The sequence below is a fragment of the Brevundimonas sp. KH_058 genome (assembly GCF_057838505.1).
The window spans coordinates 3309215-3327035 of sequence record NZ_CM174469.1; the positions used below are offsets into that span (position 1 = coordinate 3309215).

Here is a 17821-nt window from a genome sequence, read left to right on the forward strand (position 1 = left end):
AGAATGGAGCCAACAGAGGTTCGACCATGCGTCACATCCTGCTTTATCTAGCCCTGAGCGTCAGTCTGGCCGCCTGCGACGGCGACAACTCGGTCCGCATCACCACCACCTCGTCCAACGACGACCAGGATGCGGGTGTGCTGAAGGTGATCGACGCCCTGCAATGCCCCGACAGTCTGGGCGTGCTGACGCGCAAGGGTCTGATCGCGGCCGGCGGCACGAGCTGCGTTTATGGCGGACCCAAGGGCGCCGACGTGGTGCTGCATCTGGTCAAGCTGGACGGACGCTCCGTCGATGACGTGCTGCGCGACTTCGAAGATCGCGCCAGCACCGACCTGCCCCACACTGTGGCGCGTCTGGCTCCCGGCGGCGGCAACGCCCCGCCCGCGCCATCGACGACAGAGCCGACCGAGACTGCCTCGGTCCAGGCGCCCGGCGTCGATATCCGGGCGCGTGGCGACGATGCCTCGGTCAATCTTCCCGGGCTGAAAATCGAGACCCAGGGCGATAACGCCAGCGTCCGTATCGGCGGCATCAACATCCAGTCCAAGGACGGACAGAACACCCGCACCGAAACCTCCAGCGTCAGCATCGACACCAACGACAACTCCACACGCGTGCGCACCCGTGCGCCGGGCGCCGCCACGCGCATGACCTACATCCTGGCCGACGATCAGCCTAGCAACGCCGGATGGCGCCAGGTGGGGTTCGAGGCTAGAGGGCCCAGCGGCGGCCCTATCGTGGTCGCCGTGGTCCGGTCCAAGGATCGCGAGAATGGCCGCATCTTCGACGACGCCAAGGATCTGGTGGCGCTGAACGTCGGCCGCTGACGCCTGTCGAAAGGCCCGGTTTTCCTCGCCCATCGGCGCGGATAAGGCCGTGCGGCTTGATCCCGGCGCGTCTTTGCGTCACCTGACCCCCCGACAAGCGATCAGGACACGCCCTTTGGCCGAGCGCACACCCAAGAAGAACGCCCCCCGCGCGTGGCAGCGCATGCTGTCAGGCCGTCGTCTGGACCTGCTAGACCCCTCGCCCTTCGACATCGAGATCGAAGACATCGCCCACGGCCTGGCCCGCGTCGCCCGCTGGAACGGCCAGACCATTGGCGAGCACGCCTTTTCGGTCGCCCAGCACTCGTGCGTCGTCGAAGAGATCGCCGCCCACATCAAACCCGGCCTGGACCCCAAATGGCGCCTGGCCGCCCTGCTGCACGACGCCTCCGAATACGTCATCGGCGACATGATTTCGCCGTTCAAGGCGGCCCTGGGTTCCGGCTACAAGGACTTCGAGGCTCGGCTGGAGGCCGCCATTCACCTCCGCTATGGCCTGCCGCCCAAGACGCCGCAGACGATCAAGACCCTGATCAAGAAGGCCGACAAGGCCTGCGCCTTCTTCGAGGCGACGCAGTTGGCCGGCTTCACCGAAAAGGAATCGCTCGGCTTCTTCGGCAGTCCCCCCGCAGGCTACAACCTGACCATCGAGCCTCAACCCGCCCCGGTCGCCCAGGCCCGCTATCTGGAACGCTACCGCGTTCTGGCCGGCGCGGTCGGTCTGATTCCCGCCGACGACGCCTGGCACACGGAATAGAACCATGACGCAGGGGGCGGAGGGCGGCGTTCGCATCGGTCTGTCGGCGGTCGTCATGACGCTAAAGACCCGCCAGGCCGTCGTCCTGACCACCCCGGCCGAGGACTGCGCGCGCGCCCTGCCCTTCGGTCCCTTCGACCCTGTTCGCGATCGCACCTTTGAGCGCGCCCTGCGCGACTTCGTGACGGCACAGACGGGGTTCAGCCTCGGCTTCGTCGAACAACTCTACACCTTCGGCGACGCCGGCCGCGCCTCCCCCCGCGCCACGCCCGGCCCAGGGCGTCATCGCGAGGTCTCCGTCGGCTATCTGGCCCTGACGCCCGACGCCTCGGAAGGCCAGACCCACGACGCCCGCTGGGATGCCGTCTTCGACTTCTTCCCGTGGGAAGATCGCCGCAGCGAACATTCCGCCGCCCTGACCGACGGCCTGACTGCCTGGGCCGAAGGCGACGAGCACCGCCTCGCTCGCGCCCGCGCCCTGTTCGCCCTGACGCCTGAGTACCGCTGGAACGAGGAAAGGGTGCTTGAACGCTACGAACTGCTCTATGAGGCCCGTCTGGTCGCAGAGGCGTGGCGCGACGCCGATCAGACGCCTCCCCACCCCATGCCCGGCCGCATCATGACTTCGGACCACAGACGCATCCTGGCCACCGCCCTGGGCCGTCTGCGCAGCAAGCTGAAATACCGCCCGGTCCTGTTCGACTTGACCCCCGGCGTCTTCACCCTGTCCCAGCTTCAGGCGGGCGCCGAGGCCGTCTCGGGCCTCAGCCTGCACAAGCAAAACTTCCGGCGCGGGGTGGAGCGAACGGGCCTGGTCGAACCCACCGGACAGCTCTCCTCGACCACCGGCGGCCGTCCCGCCGAACTGTTTCGATTCAAGGGCGTGGACGCCCAAACCGGCGCCGCGCCGGGCCTGTCCCTGCCCGCTCAAAGATAGCGTCGGATTTCTTTCACAGACGGGTTGCGAAGCGCTGCGGCTCCGATTAGAGAAGCCCCTCGCTCGACCAAGCGATATCGGCGCCGCGGAGAGGTGGCAGAGTGGTCGAATGTACCGCACTCGAAATGCGGCGTGCCTGGAAGGGTACCGTGGGTTCGAATCCCACCCTCTCCGCCATCCGTCAGCCCGCCGCTGACAAACGCCAAGATTCCGAAATCGTTGAAGTTTGAAGCGTGCCGCGACAGCACGTCGCGCGCGCTGTCGCCTTTCCCCGCACAAGGAAAAGAGGCGGCCTTTCGACCGCCTCTTCCAGAATGATTCTTGATTCAAAAGACGAGCCGCAGCAGCGGCTCGTCTTTCCGATCAGAAGCGATATCGCGCGCCGACGTAAACCTGGCGACCGGTGTGGTGATAGACGTAGGTGCTGTCACGCGGCCCACCGATGTCGCCGTGGTTCTGACGGTTCTCCTCGTCCGTCAGGTTCAGCCCTTCGATGGAGACGCTGAGTTTTTCCGTCAGGTTGTAGGACGCCGAGGCGTCGATGGTCGTCGTTTCCGACTTGCCTTGATAAGGGATCAGGCCAAGAGCGCCGTTCGAGCCTGGCACGTTCTGGAAATAGGAGTCGCGATAAGCGGCCGAGACCCGCGCGTTGAGCTTGCCGTCGTCATAATAAAGCGTGGCGTTCCACGCCTTCGGCGACAGGTTGACCAGATCCGCAGTGACGAAGACGGTGCAGGCTGGCGTCGTGCAGTAGTCGATTTCCGATTCGACATGGGTGTAGTTCAGCTGTGTGCCGAAGTTCGAGAACAGGCCCGGCAAGAAGCTGAAGGTTTGTTGATAGCTGACCTCAAAGCCCTTCAGGGGGCCGCCGGGCGTGTTGGACGGCGTGCTGAACTGGAAGGTCGCGCCCGCCGGGCGCGCTCCAGCGGGGAAGGCGATGGGATTCAAAGCCGTCAGATCGCTGTAGAGCACCGGCTCCGCCGTGGTCTGCACATAGGTCGAGATGTCCTTGTAGAAATAGGCGAAGGACAGCAGGGCCTCGGGCGCGAAATAATACTCGATGGACAGGTCGTAGGTCTTGGCCCGGAACGGATCGAGCTCGACATTGCCCAGCGAGGCCGTGTTGGTCGCCGCATTGGCGGCGCTGAGCGCGAAGACAGGCGGCAGGCTGGTGACCGGCGGACGCGACATCACCTTGGCCGCGGCAAAGCGGACGATGAGGTTCTCGTAAGGCTCGATGGACAGGTTCAGCGACGGCAGGGTGTCTTTGTACTCGTTCACACCGATGACCGGTGTCGCGACACCGCCGACATTGGAGTAGCCAATAGCTTCGACCTCGGTCTTCACCTGACGAACACCGACGTTCCCGCGGAAGGGTACGCCCATGACCTCGGTATTCCAGTCGGCCTGGATGTATCCGCCGGTGTCCTTCTCTGTCACTTCGCGCCAGTTGCCGTAGGTGGTGGGGTTGCCGTTCAGTCCGATCAGGCGGAAATCACCACCCGCGACGCCGGTGTCGCAGTTGCAGTTATAGTTCCAGACGCCGGCAAGCGCAGCCAGATCCGGTCGAACCCAGGACGTGGCGGAGCCGGCGGGAAGGTCCAGGTTCTTGCCGAACCCTTGAAGCAGGTTCGTCACGGAAGCCATGGTCACACCAGTAGGCAAGGCCGGAGCGCCATTGGTCAATCGCGCGAAGTTGCGACTGTTGGATTCGAACTCCTTGCGGCTGATGCCAGCCTTCAGTGTCAGCCAGTCGGTCACCTCGAATTTGAAGCTGGCTTCGCCCGTCGTGTAGATATTTTCCTGGAAGTTTGAGCTGGAGCGCAGTTCCGAACGTGGTTGCGCACCCGTCGGTCCCACGATCGTCCATTGCGCCGGGTCGGCGACGTCGAAGCCCCAGTTGATGGCCGGCAGGTTCCGGTTCTCGCGGAAATCGTAGGAATAGCCATCGACGTTCTGGCGATCGATGATGGCGCTGACCTGCACCGGGTTGCCGAAGGTCGATTCCGCACGTCCGATCAGACCGCTGAAGCTCAAGCGATCCGAGAACTCGTGCTCGACCCCAAAGGTCATTTGCTTGAACTCGGTCTTCAGGACATCGAATCGCTGCTCACTGCGGATGTCCATGTCGTCCAGCTGAGCGTAGACCATCTCATTGGTGGCGGGATCGATCTGGAAGTCGATGATATCGACCTGAGGCTTGCCGCCCTGATCGGCGCCGCGGCTGAGCGACCAGGCCTGAAGGAAATTCTCGCTGCGGGTCGAGTCGAGCTTCGAATACAGCATGTCCATGGTGAACAGCGTGGGGCCGTTGCCTGGGCGCGCCTGCAGCGAGAGGGTCGCGCCCAGACGTTCCTGGCTGTGTTCAAGGCTGCCGTAACGAGGAATACGCGGGTGAAAAACAAGGTTCGCGTTTGGAAGCACGCCGACGTTCTGGAAGCCGCCGTCGTTGGACGTCGGGAATCCGGGATTGGGACCTGCCGGGCCCCAACGAACCGAGCTGAAGCCCTCTTCCAGGCTGTCGCGCTCGCTGTAGGCGATGGAGAACAGGGCGCCGAGCTGGTCGTCGGCCCAGGTGTTGGAGACCAGGGCGGCGAAGCGCGGGCTCCAGTCCTCGGACAGGTCGTTGTAGCCGTACTGGCCAGACACGGCGCCCTGGAAGCCGGGCTTGTCGAACGGGCGGCTGGTGGTCAGATCGACGGTTGCGCCCAGAGACCCTTCCTCGACCTCGGCCGAGGCAGTCTTGCGGACCGTGATGTTGTTGAACAGCTCGGAGGCGAAGACGTTGAAGTCGAAGCCGCGACCACGGTTCACGCCGCCCGAGGAATCGGTCGCGCCGGTCGAGGACTGGGCCTCGATGCCGTTGATGCGGGTGCGAGTGAACTCCGAGCTCAGGCCACGCACGGTGATCGAACGCCCCTCGCCCGCATCGCGGTCGATGGAGACGCCGGGGATGCGCTGGATGGATTCGGCCAGGTTGGTGTCGGGGAAATCGGCGATGTCTTCGGCCGAAATAGCGTCGACGACGCCGGCTTCGCGGCGCTTGATGTTCAGGGCGTTCTGCAGGCTGGCGCGGAAGCCGGTGACGACGATGTCGTCGACTTCGGCGGCGTCGGCGTCCTGAGGCGCGGCGGCCTCGGGGGTCTGTTCGGCCGTCTGGGCGGCGGCGTCATGCGCCATCATGGCTAAAGCGAGCGCGCCCAGCGAGGCGGTGGCGACCAGCGCATGGCGCGCAAATTTATGGCGTTGGGTCATTTTCGTGTCTCCTCCCAAGTGTGGCGTATCGAGGATCGGAATGTCCTCGTTCAAGCCGCCCGCTGCTGGCGGACGACACCGGTGTCAGCGCTCGTTTGCCAAGCTGCTGCTACCGGTGTCATAAATGTTTTAGGCACAGTTGCCGGCGTGTGGCAAGAACGTGGCCGCCTTGATCTCCAATTTGTAATCTACCGGCGACGACGGTGATCCACGGCGTCTGAACCAAGACCAAGCGCGCAAGACGCTGGCGACGGGAGGCAATAATGTCCATTAATATCCGCATCTTGAATGCCGGCTTGCTGATCTTGGATCATGCCGCGCTCCACGATTGCTCGCGATGATCACGCGACGTTCCGCCATCGTCGCGGGCCTTGCCGGCGCCGCCCTGCCCCTCGCCGCAAGGGCCGATTCTCGCGATCCCCAGGCCCAGACCACGACAGGTCCCGTCGTCGGGGTTCGACGCGAAGGAATCAGCGTCTTCAAGGGCGTGCGTTACGGCGCGCCGACGCGACGTTTCCAGCCGCCGGAGCGCCCGACGCCGTGGCGCGAGCCGATGCGCACGACGGCCTATGGCGCGGCCAGTCCCCAGCGAGGCGACGAGGCGAATCAAAGCGAGGACTGCCTGTTCCTGAACGTCTGGACGCCGGGGACCGACGCCGCCCGACGGCCGGTAATGGTCTATATCCACGGCGGCGCCTATTCGAGCGGATCGGGATCGGACCCGCTGTATGACGGCGCACGGCTGGCGGCGCGGGGCGACGTGGTGGTGGTCACGCTGAACCACCGGCTGAACGTCTTCGGCTATGCCTATCTGGCGCGGTTGGCGCCGGGGTTCGAGGACTCGGGCAATGTCGGTCAGCTGGACCTGATCCTGGCGCTGCAATGGGTGCGGGACAATATCGCGGCCTTTGGCGGCGACCCGTCACGGGTCATGCTGTTCGGCCAGTCGGGCGGAGGCGCAAAGATCGCGACCCTGATGGCGACGCCCGCAGCCCAAGGCCTGTTCCATCGCGCGGCGACCATGAGCGGTCAGCAGGTGACGGCGTCCGGCCCGATCAATGCGACGACGCGGGCGACGACCTGGCTGAAGGCGCTGGGTCTGACGCCGGATCGGGCGGCCGAGGCGGCGACGATGCCGGTCGAACGGCTGCTGGAGGCGCAAGGCGCCGAGGATCCGATCCTGGGGTTCGGCGGCCTGTATTTCGGGCCTGTGCTGGATTTCCGCACCCTGCCCCGCCACCCCTTCTATCCCGACGCCGCACCGCTGGGCCGGTCGATCCCGATGATCATCGGCAATACGCGCGAAGAGACGCTGGGCTTCATGGGCGACGATCCTCGGAACGTAGGCCTGACGTGGCAGACCCTGGCGGCACGACTGTCGCCCGGCGTGATGCGGATCGACATCACGCCCGAGGCGGTGATCGCCGGCTATCGCGCCATGCATCCCGACTGGTCGCCCGATCAGGTGCTGATCGCCGCCACGACTGCGGGCCGGTCATGGCGTGGGGCAGTGATCGAGGCCGAGGAGCGGGCCAAGGCCGGGGCGCCCGCCTGGGTCTATCAGCTCGACTTCCTCGGCGAGCTGGCGTCGGGCCGCAAGGGGGCGTTCCACACCGCCGACATCCCCCTGGTGTTCGACAATGTCGAGGCGGCCGGCTCGCGGACGCGGGGAGCTGGCGCGCAAGGCCTGTCGGACCGGATGAGCGACGCCTTCATCGCCCTGGCCCGTGACGGCGATCCCAATCATGCCGGCCTGCCGCGCTGGGAGCGATATGAGCTGCCCCGCCGCCAGACGATGCTGATGGACGTGCAGCCGCGCATGACCGACGACCCGCGCGGCGACGAACGGGCCTTCTTCTCAGCCATCCCCTACATCCAGCCGGGGACGTGAGCGGACTTGGACTCCAACTCGGAAAAAACAGTCCAACGAGTCCAACTTCCGATCCCTCTCGCGTCATCGGTTGACGACCGAAGATCATAACTCATCCCAGAGGCCTGTTAGGTCGATTGTCGTTCACGAAGAAAAACACCTGACAAATCAACATTGGTCAGCGTCGAAATAGGATGGCTAGTTCAGGGACGGCGGCAAGTGCGCCGGGCAGGTCGTTACCTCGGCGAACCGAAGACCCGCAGTCGAAGTTGGACTCCCCGATTTCCTAAAGCGCGAAATCGAGCCGGGCGGCCCATGCGCGGATCAGATCGGGCCAAACCTGGGCGGGCTTGCCCTGGATCAGGCGGACGCCAAAGCCGTGGCCGCCTTCCTGGAACAGATGCGCCTCGGTCGGGACGGCGGCGGCCTTGAGCGTGGTCAGCAGTTGCAGGCTGTTCTCGACCGGCACCGAGGCGTCGTCGATGGCGTGCAGCAGGAAGACGGGGGCGGCGCCGCGCCAGTCCATCTGCTCCAGCGAATAGGCCGCGATCCGCGCCGGCGACGGCGTCTCGCCCAGCAGATGGGTGCGCGATCCGGCGTGGACATGGGGGTCCGTCATGGTCGCCACCGGATACATCAGCACGGTCAGATCCGGCCGCAGGAACAGGGCGTCGGCGGCGTCCGTCGCCGGATAGGTCGCGTCCGTCCGTGCACTGACCAGACCCGCCAAATGCCCTCCTGCCGAAGCGCCAAGGACCGCGATCTTCTGCGGATCGACGCCATAGTCGGCGGCGCGGCTGCGGATCAGGCAAATGGCGCGTTGGGCGTCCTGAAGCGGCGCATCGGCCCCGGCCGCCCAGCCGTCGGCCGGCAGGCGATAGCGCAGGACGAAACAGGTCGTGCCACTGGCCGCGAAGACGCGCGCAACGTCGTAACCCTCCTTGTCCAGCACGGCCCAGCGATAGCCCCCGCCGGGGATCAGCAGCATTGCCGAACCGTTCGGACGCTCAGGCCGGAAGACGGTCAGGATCGGGTCGGTCGTATATTGGGCGTAACGGTCGTGGAAGGCGGGATCGGTCGAGCGTTCCGGCACGATCGGCGTGACCGTCACCCCCTGCCCGCCCGGCGCCCCGTCGGGCCACAGGTGGATGATCTCGGTCGGGTCGGCCGGGCCGGCCCGTCCGCCGTCGGCGATCGTCTGCGCCCGTGCGCCTGTAACGCCCAAGGCTATCCCGGCCCCTGCGGCCAGGCCCAGAAGCGTCCTGCGTTCCATATCCATCGTCATGCTCACATGCTGAAAAGACGACGGCCGGACGATCGCTCGCCCGGCCGCAATCCTCGATGCGTCGGGGCCTATACCCCAGCGCCGTTCGTCAGACCTTGGCCGGCTCGTACTTCGGCATGATCAGGTGGATGACCAGAAGCGCGATCAGATAGACCGAACCGGCCACGATGAAGATGGGCGTATAGGTGCCGATCTTCTCCAGGATCTGGCCGACGTATTTGGAGAACGCCATCCCCCCGATACCGCCCAGCATTCCGCCGATGCCGACCACCGACCCCACGGCTTTTCTCGGAAAGACATCGCCCGGCAGGGCATAGAGGTTGGCCGAGAAGCCCTGGTGCGCCGCTGTGGCCAGGCCGATGATCAGGACCGCAACCCACAGGTTCGACGCCTCTGCGGCGAACATGACCGGCACGGCCAGTACGGCGCACAACAGCATGGTCAGCTTGCGCGCCTTGTTCAGGCTGATGCCCATATGCATCATCCGAGACGACAGCCAGCCCCCGCCCACGGAACCCACGTCCGACAACAGATAGATGGCGACGATAGGCGGACCGAAGGTCTTCAGGTCCAGGCCGTAACGCTTGCCCAGGAAGTCCGGCAGCCAGAACAGGAACATCCACCAGATCGGATCGATCAGGAACTTGCCCGCCGCATAGGCCCAGGTTTCCTTGACGGTGAGTAGCTTGAGCCAGCCCACCTTCTCGTCCGTGTCGGCCGGATCCTGTTCGATATAGGCCAGTTCAGTCGCGGACAGGCGCTTTTGCTCGCGGGGCTTGCGATAGACCAGCAGCCAGATCGGCAGCCAGATCAGACCCAGGGCGCCGGTAATGACAAAGGCCATTTGCCAGCCGAACGACAGCACCAGGATCGGCACGATCAGGGGCGTGACGATGGCGCCGATGTTGGTGCCGGCGTTGAACAGGCCGGTCGCCAGGGCGCGTTCCTTCTTGGGGAACCACTCGGTGACAGCCTTGATACCCCCGGGGAAGCCCCCGGCCTCACCGGCGCCCAGCACCATCCGGGCCATGATGAAGTGGGACAGATCGCGCGCCCCGGCATGCAGGATGTGGCCGACCTGCCAGATGGCGAACGCGATCCCCAGGCCCCACCGGGCCCCGATCTTGTCCATCAGCCGGCCCCAGATCGCATAAAACAGCGCGTAGGTGGCCTGGAAGTAGAAGACGATGTCGGCATAGTCGGTCTCCGACCAGCCCATTTCGACGGACAGGGTCGGCTTGAGGAAGCCGATCATCTGCCGGTCGACGTAGTTGATGACCATGGCCGCGAACAGCAGCCACATGATCAGCCACCGGTACTTGCCGGGTGACGGCGCCTTGATCTGAATCGGCGGCGCGACGGAAGCGTCTGACATGGTTATGAAAACCCGTTCCTAAATATTCCTCGACGCGTCCCTGCTCTTTACCGTCCCTGAACGGCGGCGGGGTTGACGTCCGGTGATGTTTACTTGGCCTCGGCCCTGACGACCGAACAATGAAGTTCTGCGATACCCTTGAAGATGCACACGGCCTCGTCGCCCGCGTGGACACGGTGGACGCCGGTGACGGCGCCGGTCGAGACCAGCGTGCCCGCCTTCAGCGGACGGCCCCAGCGCGCGCAATGCTCCAGCAGGAAACGCACCGATTCCATCGCGCCGCCGGCCAGCGAGGGCGAACCGCCCGTGCCGACGCTGGCGCCGTTGATGACGGTCTCGACCTCGATGCCGTCCAGGCGCTCGCGCCAATTCTCGACCTCGGGGCCGATCATCAGCCCGCCGTTGTTGCCGAAATCGGAGGCGACGACGGCCGAACCCAGCTCATTGATCGCCGACAGGGGGCTGCCGGCCAGTTCGACGCCGATGAAGACCTTGTCCACGGCGGCCGTGGCTTCTTCGATGGTCCAGTCGGTCTTGGCGGGATCGGCGTCGGCGCCGATGCGGGCGATGAACTCCGATTCGACGGCGGCGAACCCGCCTTCGATCTCGGGCAGCGGCACGACCGTCTCGCCGGGTGCAGGCCAGACGTTGCGGGCGAAGATGGCGCCGGCCAGGCGGTGGATGCCCAACTTCGGCTGCTGCGCCGGCGGCACGCCGCCCACCTTCCATCCCACGACCTCATCGGGGAACAGGCCGATGGCGATGTCCTGAATGGCGTAGGATTCGGCCATGCTCTGAGGAATCACGCCTGGATAATCGGGTGTGTTGCGCGCAGCCAGGCGCGCTGCGACGAACTGCTGTGCGATCGCGGCGGGATCTGCCGACAGCGCATCGGCTTGGCTCGCGAGAGAAGGGGTCGAAGTCAAAAGGGTCGCCTCGTGAATAAGCTTCGATAAGAGCCACGAAGGAAACCGGTGTCAATGCGCTTTAGCATCGCCCCATGGCGCTGACGGCGAGTCGCGGCTATGCCTTTGCGTTGCACAGAGGGAAGGAGCCGAACCTTGGCTCAAGACGATCCGCGATCCGGCAAACCGGGCAAGCGGGCCACGATCAACGATGTCGCCAGAGAGGCGCAGGTCTCCAAGAAGACCGTCTCGCGGGTCATCAACCAATCGCCGTTCGTCAAGGAAGACACGCGCGAACGGGTCAACGCCGTCATCAAGACCCTGGGCTTCACCCCCGATCCCCAGGCGCGCGGCCTGGCGTTCCGGCGCTCGTTCCTCGTTGGCCTGATCTACGACAACCCCAGCCCGACCTATGTCGTGAACATGCAGCAGGGTGTGCTGGATGCGCTGAAGGGTTCGGGACTGGAGCTGGTCGTCCACCCCTGCAACCGCAACTCCCCTACCCTGCTCGAAGACATTCGAGGCTTCGTCGAGCGCCAGCGTCTGTATGGCGTCATCATGCCGCCGTCGGTGTCGGAGGACAAACAGGTCATCGACCTGCTGCGGGACCTGGACTGCCCCTATGTCCGCATCGCCTCGGTGGCGCTGGACGAGCCGCAGGCCATGGTAGTCACCAACGACTGGATCGGCGCGGCCGAGGCGGCGGCGCATCTGGCCGACCTGGGGCACAGGCGAATCGGCCTGGTGCGCGGCCCGGACCTGTTCCGGTCGTCGGCCGTGCGGGGCAAGGGCTTCCTGGACGCCCTGGCCGAGCGGGGCATACCGCTGGACCCGGCCTATGACTTCAAGGGCGCCTATACGTTCGAATCGGGCGTCGAGGCCGGGCACGCTTTGCTGGCGCTGGATACGCCGCCGACCGCCATCTTCACCCTGAACGACGACATGGCCATCGGCGTGATGCAGGCGGCGCGGGATCGTGGGCTGGAACTGCCGCGCGACCTGTCGCTCGTGGGCTTCGACGACCTGCCAATGGCGGCGCGGGTCTGGCCCAATCTGACGTCGGTGCGCTTGCCGATCCGCGACATGGGGCGGATGGCGGCCGAAAAGCTGCTGGCGCCGATGCGCGGCGTCGATCCGGCCAAGATGCAGCAGCCGGAAGTCCGACCGGCCCTGGTGGTGCGCAAGTCGGCGATTCCTGCGGCCTGAAAGAAGGTCGGTCGGCGCGCGTGATCGCGCGCCGACCTCTAGGCCTTAAGCCGTTTCGAGAACGGGCTTGGCGGCGAGAACACTCTTCAGATAGTCGCGGATGCCTTCGTCGGTGGCGTTGGCGAAGAAGTAGTCCTGGAAGCGCTCGCCGGCGATGGCGGCCTTCAGCAGGTCCTGGTCCATCGTCTTCAGCACCGTCAGCATGTCGTGGCAGGTCACGGCCTTCAGGTCGCTCAACACGCCGCGATTCTTGCGCATGATCTCGGCCCGCTCACGCGGATAGCCCAGACCGCGCTCGCCTTCGAACAGCTTGCGATAGACGTCCTGCAGGTTCAGTTCCGCCGCCCAGCCAAAGCCCTTGGCGTAAGGCATGGAGATGGCGTTGCCGTCATTGATCTGGCCGAACAGGAAGGCGTCGGTCGGGTCGATGATCAGGCCGCAGAAGACGCCCGGCATGCTGTTACAGGCCAGCATCGATCCCGTGCCCGTGCCGCAGCCGGTGACGACGAAATCGGCGGCGCCCGAGTTCAGCAGGATGGCGGTCAGGACGCCGTTCATCACATAGGTCAGCGAGGCCTTATCCTCGGCCGCATACATTCCATAGTGGAAGACTTCGTGGCCCAGGGGCTCCGCGACGGCGGTCAGCGCGGCATGCACCGTCTCGCTTTTGGCGGCCTGGCTGTTTTCGATGATGAGAGCGATCTTCATGGGGGAATCCTCAAGACGGTGGCGAAGCGATGCCGAACAGATGTCGGCGATTATGGTCTAATCCATTGCATCATAATATGACACCGGTTACCTAGTCCACAGAAGGACGGACGCAAGATCCGTCACTGTGGCTCGCGGTGCGAGTTCCTAGGGAGACGGCATGTACGACCCCATGTACGACAAAGTCTATCAGGCGACCCATCCCGACATGATGGACGGCGCCTCGAACCAGCAGCTGCGTGATCGCTATCTGATCGAGGGCCTGTTCGTTTCGGACAAGATCAGCCTGAACTATTCCCACCACGAACGCATGATCATCGGCGGCGCGACACCGGCCGAGACCGCCTTGAGTTTGCCCACCCATTCCGAGCCGCCGTCACTGGCCGGCGCGCCGTTCTTGCAAGCCCGCGAACTCGGCGTGGTCAATATCGGCGGCGCCGGTTCGATCACCGTGGATGGCGAGACGATCGAACTGGGCTTCCGCGACGGCCTGTATGTGCCGATGGGGTCGAGCGAGGTCAGCTTCGCCTCGAACAACCCGGCCGAGCCCGCGAAATTCTATCTGGTCGCCACCCCGGCCCACGCCCGCTACAACCTGACCAAGATCTCGATCGACGAGGCCGTGCCGCTGGAAATGGGCGCGCTGGAGACATCGAACGAACGGACCATCTACCAGTATGTCGTGCCGGCCAAGGTGAAGTCCTGCCAGCTGCTGCTGGGTGTGACGGTGCTCAAGCCTGGCTCGGTATGGAACACCATGCCGCCGCACATTCACGACCGCCGCTCGGAAGCCTACCTCTATTTCGGCCTGGGCGAGGATGACCGCGTTTTCCACTTCATGGGCGAGCCGGACAAGTCGCGACACATCGTCATCGCCGACGGCGAGGCCGTGATCTGCCCGCCGTGGTCGATCCACACGGGCGCAGGCACGTCGAACTACACCTTCATCTGGGGCATGGGCGGTGAAAATCTCGACTACACCGACATGTACAAGCTCGACATCTGCCAGTTGAAGTAATCAGGACAAGAGGAAGAAAAACATGAGCAATCCGTTCGACCTGACCGGCAAGGTCGCCCTGGTCACCGGCGGCAACGTGGGTCTGGGTCAAGGCATCGCCCTGGCCCTGGCCGAGGCTGGCGCCGACATCGTCTCGGTCGCCCTGTCGGAGTCCGACGACACGGTCGCCAAGGTCCAGGCCCTGGGCCGTCGCGCCGCCTCGATCAGCGCCGATCTGACCTCGATCGAGCCGGTCGAACGCGTGGTTCAGGAAGCCCTGGCCGCCATGGGCCGGATCGACATCCTGGTGAACAACGCCGGCCTGATCCGTCGCGCTGATGCGGTGGACTTCACCGAGGCCGACTGGGACCTCGTGATGAACATCAACCTCAAGACGGTCTTCTTCATGAGCCAGGCGGTCGCCCGCCTGTTCATCAAACAGGGCGACGGCGGCAAGATCATCAACATCGCCTCCATGCTGTCCTTCCAGGGCGGCATCCGCGTGCCTTCCTACACCGCCTCCAAGTCGGGCGTCGCCGGCCTGACCAAGCTGATGGCCAACGAGTGGGCGCCGCACCGCATCACCGCAAACGCCATCGCCCCCGGCTATTTCGCCACGGCCAACACCCAGGCCCTGCGCGAGGATCCGGTCCGTTCGGCCGAGATCCTGGGCCGCATCCCCGCCGGTCGCTGGGGCGAGCCTTCGGACTTGGGCGGCGCAGCCGTCTTCCTGGCCAGCCGGGCCTCGGACTATGTCCAGGGCGCCATCCTGCCGGTCGACGGCGGCTGGCAAGCACGCTGATCTAAGGCTAGCCTTCCGACCATGACAGACCACGCCTCGGGCGGCAGGATTCTTTGCTTCGGCGAGATGCTGCTGCGGTTCTCGCCCAACGACAACGAACTGCTGATGCAGTCCCCCGCCCTGACGATCCGTCCGGCGGGGGCCGAGGCGAACGTCGCCGTGTCCCTGGCCCGCTTTGGCGCGCCGACCGGCGTGGCGACGGTCCTGGCCGACAATGCGCTTGGCCGAGGCGTGCGCGACGAGGTGCGCAAGCACGGCGTCGACACCTCGCAGGTCGTATTCAAGTCGGGTCGCATGGGCCTGTATTTTCTGACGCCCGGCGCGGTGCGTCGTCCGTCGGAAGTGCTTTACGACCGCGCCGGTTCGGCCTTCGTTGAGCATGTCGATACGGCCTTCGACTGGGATCAGTTGCTGGACGGGGTCGAATGGTTGCACGCCTCGGGCGTGACGCCGGCGACGGGGCCGAACGGTTCGGCCGCCGCCGAGGCCATCATCGAGGCCGCCGTCCGCAAGGGCGTGAAGGTCAGCTATGACGGCAACTTCCGCGGCAAGCTGTGGGAACAGTGGGACGGCGATCCGCCGACCACCCTAGGCAGGATGCTTTCGGGCGCCACGGTCGCTTTCGCCGACGATCGTGACTTCGCCCTGGTTCTGAAGACGAAGTTCGACAGCGCCGATCCGGCCGTTCGCCGTCGCGAGGCCGCCAAGGCCGCCTTCGCCGCCTTCCCCCGCCTGCAACGAATCGCCTGCACCCTGCGCGTCCAGGAAAGCGTCGCCGACCAGGCCTTGTCGGCGGTTATGCTGACGCGCGACGGCGATGGGGTGATCGAGACAAACGCCGAGGCCATTCAAATGGCCGGCGTCGTGGACCGCGTCGGCGGCGGCGACGCCTTCGCCTCCGGCGTGCTGTTCGGACTGTGGAGCGGATGGTCGGATCAGGAGGCGCTGGACTTCGGCCTGGCCGCCGCCGGGCTGAAGCACTCCGTGCCCGGCGACTTCAATCTGTTCACGGCCGACGAGGTGCGCGCGGCCATGGGCGACGGCGGGTTCGATATCCGCCGCTGAGGCCGCAAACATCGTGATTTGGTGGAGGCTGCGTGGAGAAGTCCATGCGGCCTTTTTCATTGACGACGAAGCACTAGGAAACCGGTGTCAGTCATGCTTGAGTAACGCTTCGAAACGGTCGCCAAGAACCGTCCGAGGTCACACCAGGAGTTCCGATGTCCGTCATGTCCATGAACCGCCGCGCCCTGCTGGCCGCCGGCGCCGCCGCCACCTTCGTCGCCGCATCCGGCCCCGCCTTCGCCCAGACCTCTCCCGAGCGCCCCGCCGTCCTGGACGCCATGAAGCGCGCCGCCCGATTCATGAGCGAGGAGGCCGCCGTCGAGGGCGGCTATGTCTGGCAGTACCTTCCCGACTTCTCGCGCCGCTGGGGCGAGCTGGAAGCCAGCCCGACCATGATCTGGGTCCAGCCGCCCGGCACGGCGACCGTGGGCCACCTGTTCCTGGACGCCTATCACGCCACCGGCGACGACTTCTATTACGAAGCCGCCAAGAAGGCCGCCGACGCCCTGGTCAAGGGCCAGCACCCATTGGGCGGCTGGAACTATGTCATCGACACCGCCGGCGAGGAGTCGCTGAAGGAGTGGTATGGCACGGTCGCCGCCAACGCCTGGCGGCTGGAAGAATACCACCACTACTATGGCAATGCGACGTTCGACGACGCGGGCACGGCCGAGGCGTCTCAACTTTTGCTGCGGGTCTATCTGGAGAAGAAGGACCGCAAATATCTGGCGCCGCTGAACATGGCGATCAGCTTCGTGCTGGAGAGCCAGTACGAAAACGGCGGCTGGCCCCAGCGCTATCCATTCGTCCAGAACGGCGGCCTGCATGGGCACGCGGACTATACCCCCTACATCACCTTCAACGACGATGTGGCGGGCGAGAACCTGGAGTTCCTGATCTACGCCTATCACGGCCTGGCGCGGAACGGCCGGGGCGACGCCAAGGTGCTGGACGCCATCAACCGCGGCATGGACATCTTCGTGAAGACCCAGCAGCCGCAGCCGCAACCGGCCTGGGGCTTGCAGCACTTCCCCGACACACTGAAGCCCGCCGGCGCCCGGACCATCGAGCCCCAGGCCTTCGTCACCCATGCGACGGGGACCAACATCAAGTCGATGCTGGGCTTCTATCGCCTGACCGGTGACCGGAAATATCTGGCGCGCCTGCCCGAGGCGATGGACTGGCTTGATCAGGTGGCGACCAAGCCGCCGCTGAACACGCCGGGCCGCACGCACCCGACCTTCGTTCTGGAAGGCGCCAACACGCCGATCTACATCCACCGACGCGGGTCCAACATCGCCAACGGCCAGTATTATTCCGACGACAACCCCACCAATCTGATCGTCCACTACGGCTCGTTCCGCAACGTGGACACCCCTGCCCTGCGCGCCGAATATGCGCGCCTGTCCGCCCTGCCGGTCGATGAGGCCACGCAAGGCTCGCCGCTGAAGGCGCGTCCCGGCTCGCTGAATCTGCCGAAATATTTCACGCTTCAGGACGTGGATGTCTGGGACATGTCCAGCGACGCCCGTCGTCCGACCCGTCCGCACGCGAACCGCGCCGCCGAGGTGATGGCCGGGCTGAACACACGCGGCTACTGGCCCACGCCGCTGACCACGACGTCCAATCCGTACAAGGGGCCTTCGCCCACGGCGGTGACCGGCGGCGAGTATCAGATGACCCGTGTCGGCGACCTGTGGGACACCTCGCCTTATCAGACGGATTTCCCGGTCGAGGGCGTCTCGACCTCGGTCTTCATCCGCAACATGGGAGACCTGATCGAGGCGCTGGGGGCGTAGGCCACCCCACATTTCGTCATCCTCGCCACG

The 17821-nt window shown here is 65.3% G+C and carries 14 protein-coding genes and 1 tRNA gene; 10 read left to right on the forward strand and 5 right to left on the reverse strand.

Annotated elements, in window-relative coordinates:
• The first annotated feature begins 26 nt into the window (after positions 1-26).
• The 4 genes from AC3ISA_RS16385 to AC3ISA_RS16400 all read left to right on the forward strand — a co-directional run bounded on the left by AC3ISA_RS16385 (position 27) and on the right by AC3ISA_RS16400 (position 2701).
• Complete coding sequence (locus AC3ISA_RS16385; protein WP_489178707.1) at positions 27-830, forward strand: methyltransferase type 11; 804 nt, start codon at positions 27-29, stop codon at positions 828-830.
• Positions 831-945: 115 nt separating this feature from the next.
• Entirely contained in the window at positions 946-1587 is a 642-nt protein-coding gene (locus AC3ISA_RS16390) for a YfbR-like 5'-deoxynucleotidase (RefSeq protein WP_489178708.1), read from the forward strand.
• A gap of 4 nt (positions 1588-1591) precedes the next feature.
• Positions 1592-2524 carry an NUDIX hydrolase gene (locus AC3ISA_RS16395; protein WP_489178709.1) on the forward strand — a complete coding sequence of 311 codons (933 nt, stop codon included), beginning with the start codon at positions 1592-1594 and terminating at the stop codon, positions 2522-2524.
• 87 nt (positions 2525-2611) lie between these two features.
• A tRNA-Ser gene (locus tag AC3ISA_RS16400) sits at positions 2612-2701 on the forward strand.
• A 186-nt stretch (positions 2702-2887) separates the two neighbouring features.
• Here the strand turns inward: AC3ISA_RS16400 and AC3ISA_RS16405 are convergent.
• A complete protein-coding gene (locus AC3ISA_RS16405; protein WP_489178710.1) occupies positions 2888-5779 on the reverse strand; it encodes a TonB-dependent receptor in 2892 nt (963 codons plus the stop codon).
• Positions 5780-6116: 337 nt separating this feature from the next.
• Here AC3ISA_RS16405 and AC3ISA_RS16410 point away from each other — a divergent pair, with 337 nt between their 5' ends.
• A complete protein-coding gene (locus AC3ISA_RS16410; RefSeq protein ID WP_489178711.1) occupies positions 6117-7670 on the forward strand; it encodes a carboxylesterase/lipase family protein in 1554 nt (517 codons plus the stop codon).
• A gap of 265 nt (positions 7671-7935) precedes the next feature.
• Here the strand turns inward: AC3ISA_RS16410 and AC3ISA_RS16415 are convergent, their stop codons facing one another.
• The 3 genes from AC3ISA_RS16415 to AC3ISA_RS16425 form a co-directional block, all read right to left on the reverse strand.
• Positions 7936-8934, reverse strand: coding sequence for an alpha/beta hydrolase (locus AC3ISA_RS16415; protein ID WP_489178712.1), 999 nt, complete (start codon positions 8932-8934; stop codon positions 7936-7938).
• A gap of 88 nt (positions 8935-9022) precedes the next feature.
• Positions 9023-10309, reverse strand: a complete 1287-nt coding sequence (locus tag AC3ISA_RS16420; protein WP_489178713.1) for an MFS transporter — start codon at positions 10307-10309, stop codon at positions 9023-9025.
• 89 nt (positions 10310-10398) lie between these two features.
• On the reverse strand, positions 10399-11100 hold the full coding sequence (locus tag AC3ISA_RS16425) for a 2-keto-4-pentenoate hydratase (RefSeq protein WP_489178714.1): 702 nt from the start codon (positions 11098-11100) through the stop codon (positions 10399-10401).
• A gap of 234 nt (positions 11101-11334) precedes the next feature.
• Here AC3ISA_RS16425 and AC3ISA_RS16430 point away from each other — a divergent pair, with 234 nt between their 5' ends.
• On the forward strand, positions 11335-12420 hold the full coding sequence (locus AC3ISA_RS16430; protein WP_372692162.1) for a LacI family DNA-binding transcriptional regulator: 1086 nt from the start codon (positions 11335-11337) through the stop codon (positions 12418-12420).
• A gap of 45 nt (positions 12421-12465) precedes the next feature.
• Here AC3ISA_RS16430 and AC3ISA_RS16435 read toward each other — a convergent pair whose 3' ends face one another.
• A complete protein-coding gene (locus AC3ISA_RS16435) occupies positions 12466-13128 on the reverse strand; it encodes an RpiB/LacA/LacB family sugar-phosphate isomerase (RefSeq protein ID WP_489178715.1) in 663 nt (220 codons plus the stop codon).
• A 172-nt stretch (positions 13129-13300) separates the two neighbouring features.
• Between AC3ISA_RS16435 and kduI the strand changes: the two genes are divergently transcribed.
• The 4 genes from kduI (at position 13301) to AC3ISA_RS16455 (ending at position 17791) form a co-directional block, all read left to right on the forward strand.
• Positions 13301-14146 (forward strand): 5-dehydro-4-deoxy-D-glucuronate isomerase, encoded by an 846-nt coding sequence (kduI, locus tag AC3ISA_RS16440; protein ID WP_489180127.1) that lies wholly within the window; start codon positions 13301-13303, stop codon positions 14144-14146.
• A 22-nt stretch (positions 14147-14168) separates the two neighbouring features.
• Positions 14169-14927: a 2-dehydro-3-deoxy-D-gluconate 5-dehydrogenase KduD gene (gene kduD, locus AC3ISA_RS16445; protein WP_489178716.1), complete on the forward strand. Its 759-nt coding sequence runs from the start codon at positions 14169-14171 to the stop codon at positions 14925-14927.
• Positions 14928-14948: 21 nt separating this feature from the next.
• On the forward strand, positions 14949-15992 hold the full coding sequence (locus AC3ISA_RS16450) for a PfkB family carbohydrate kinase (protein WP_489178717.1): 1044 nt from the start codon (positions 14949-14951) through the stop codon (positions 15990-15992).
• Positions 15993-16147: 155 nt separating this feature from the next.
• Positions 16148-17791 carry a pectate lyase gene (locus tag AC3ISA_RS16455; RefSeq protein WP_489178718.1) on the forward strand — a complete coding sequence of 548 codons (1644 nt, stop codon included), beginning with the start codon at positions 16148-16150 and terminating at the stop codon, positions 17789-17791.
• Positions 17792-17821 lie beyond the last annotated feature (30 nt).

Coding starts and splice junctions, on each gene's coding strand:
- AC3ISA_RS16385 (WP_489178707.1), top strand. CDS start 27: ATGCGTCACATCCTGCTTTATCTAGCCCTGAGCGTCAGTCTGGCCGCC.
- AC3ISA_RS16395 (WP_489178709.1), top strand. CDS start 1,592: ATGACGCAGGGGGCGGAGGGCGGCGTTCGCATCGGTCTGTCGGCGGTC.
- AC3ISA_RS16405 (WP_489178710.1), bottom strand. CDS start 5,779: ATGACCCAACGCCATAAATTTGCGCGCCATGCGCTGGTCGCCACCGCC.
- AC3ISA_RS16410 (WP_489178711.1), top strand. CDS start 6,117: ATGATCACGCGACGTTCCGCCATCGTCGCGGGCCTTGCCGGCGCCGCC.
- AC3ISA_RS16415 (WP_489178712.1), bottom strand. CDS start 8,934: ATGACGATGGATATGGAACGCAGGACGCTTCTGGGCCTGGCCGCAGGG.
- AC3ISA_RS16420 (WP_489178713.1), bottom strand. CDS start 10,309: ATGTCAGACGCTTCCGTCGCGCCGCCGATTCAGATCAAGGCGCCGTCA.
- AC3ISA_RS16425 (WP_489178714.1), bottom strand. CDS start 11,100: ATGGCCGAATCCTACGCCATTCAGGACATCGCCATCGGCCTGTTCCCC.
- AC3ISA_RS16430 (WP_372692162.1), top strand. CDS start 11,335: ATGCCTTTGCGTTGCACAGAGGGAAGGAGCCGAACCTTGGCTCAAGAC.
- AC3ISA_RS16435 (WP_489178715.1), bottom strand. CDS start 13,128: ATGAAGATCGCTCTCATCATCGAAAACAGCCAGGCCGCCAAAAGCGAG.
- kduI (WP_489180127.1), top strand. CDS start 13,301: ATGTACGACAAAGTCTATCAGGCGACCCATCCCGACATGATGGACGGC.
- kduD (WP_489178716.1), top strand. CDS start 14,169: ATGAGCAATCCGTTCGACCTGACCGGCAAGGTCGCCCTGGTCACCGGC.
- AC3ISA_RS16450 (WP_489178717.1), top strand. CDS start 14,949: ATGACAGACCACGCCTCGGGCGGCAGGATTCTTTGCTTCGGCGAGATG.
- AC3ISA_RS16455 (WP_489178718.1), top strand. CDS start 16,148: ATGTCCGTCATGTCCATGAACCGCCGCGCCCTGCTGGCCGCCGGCGCC.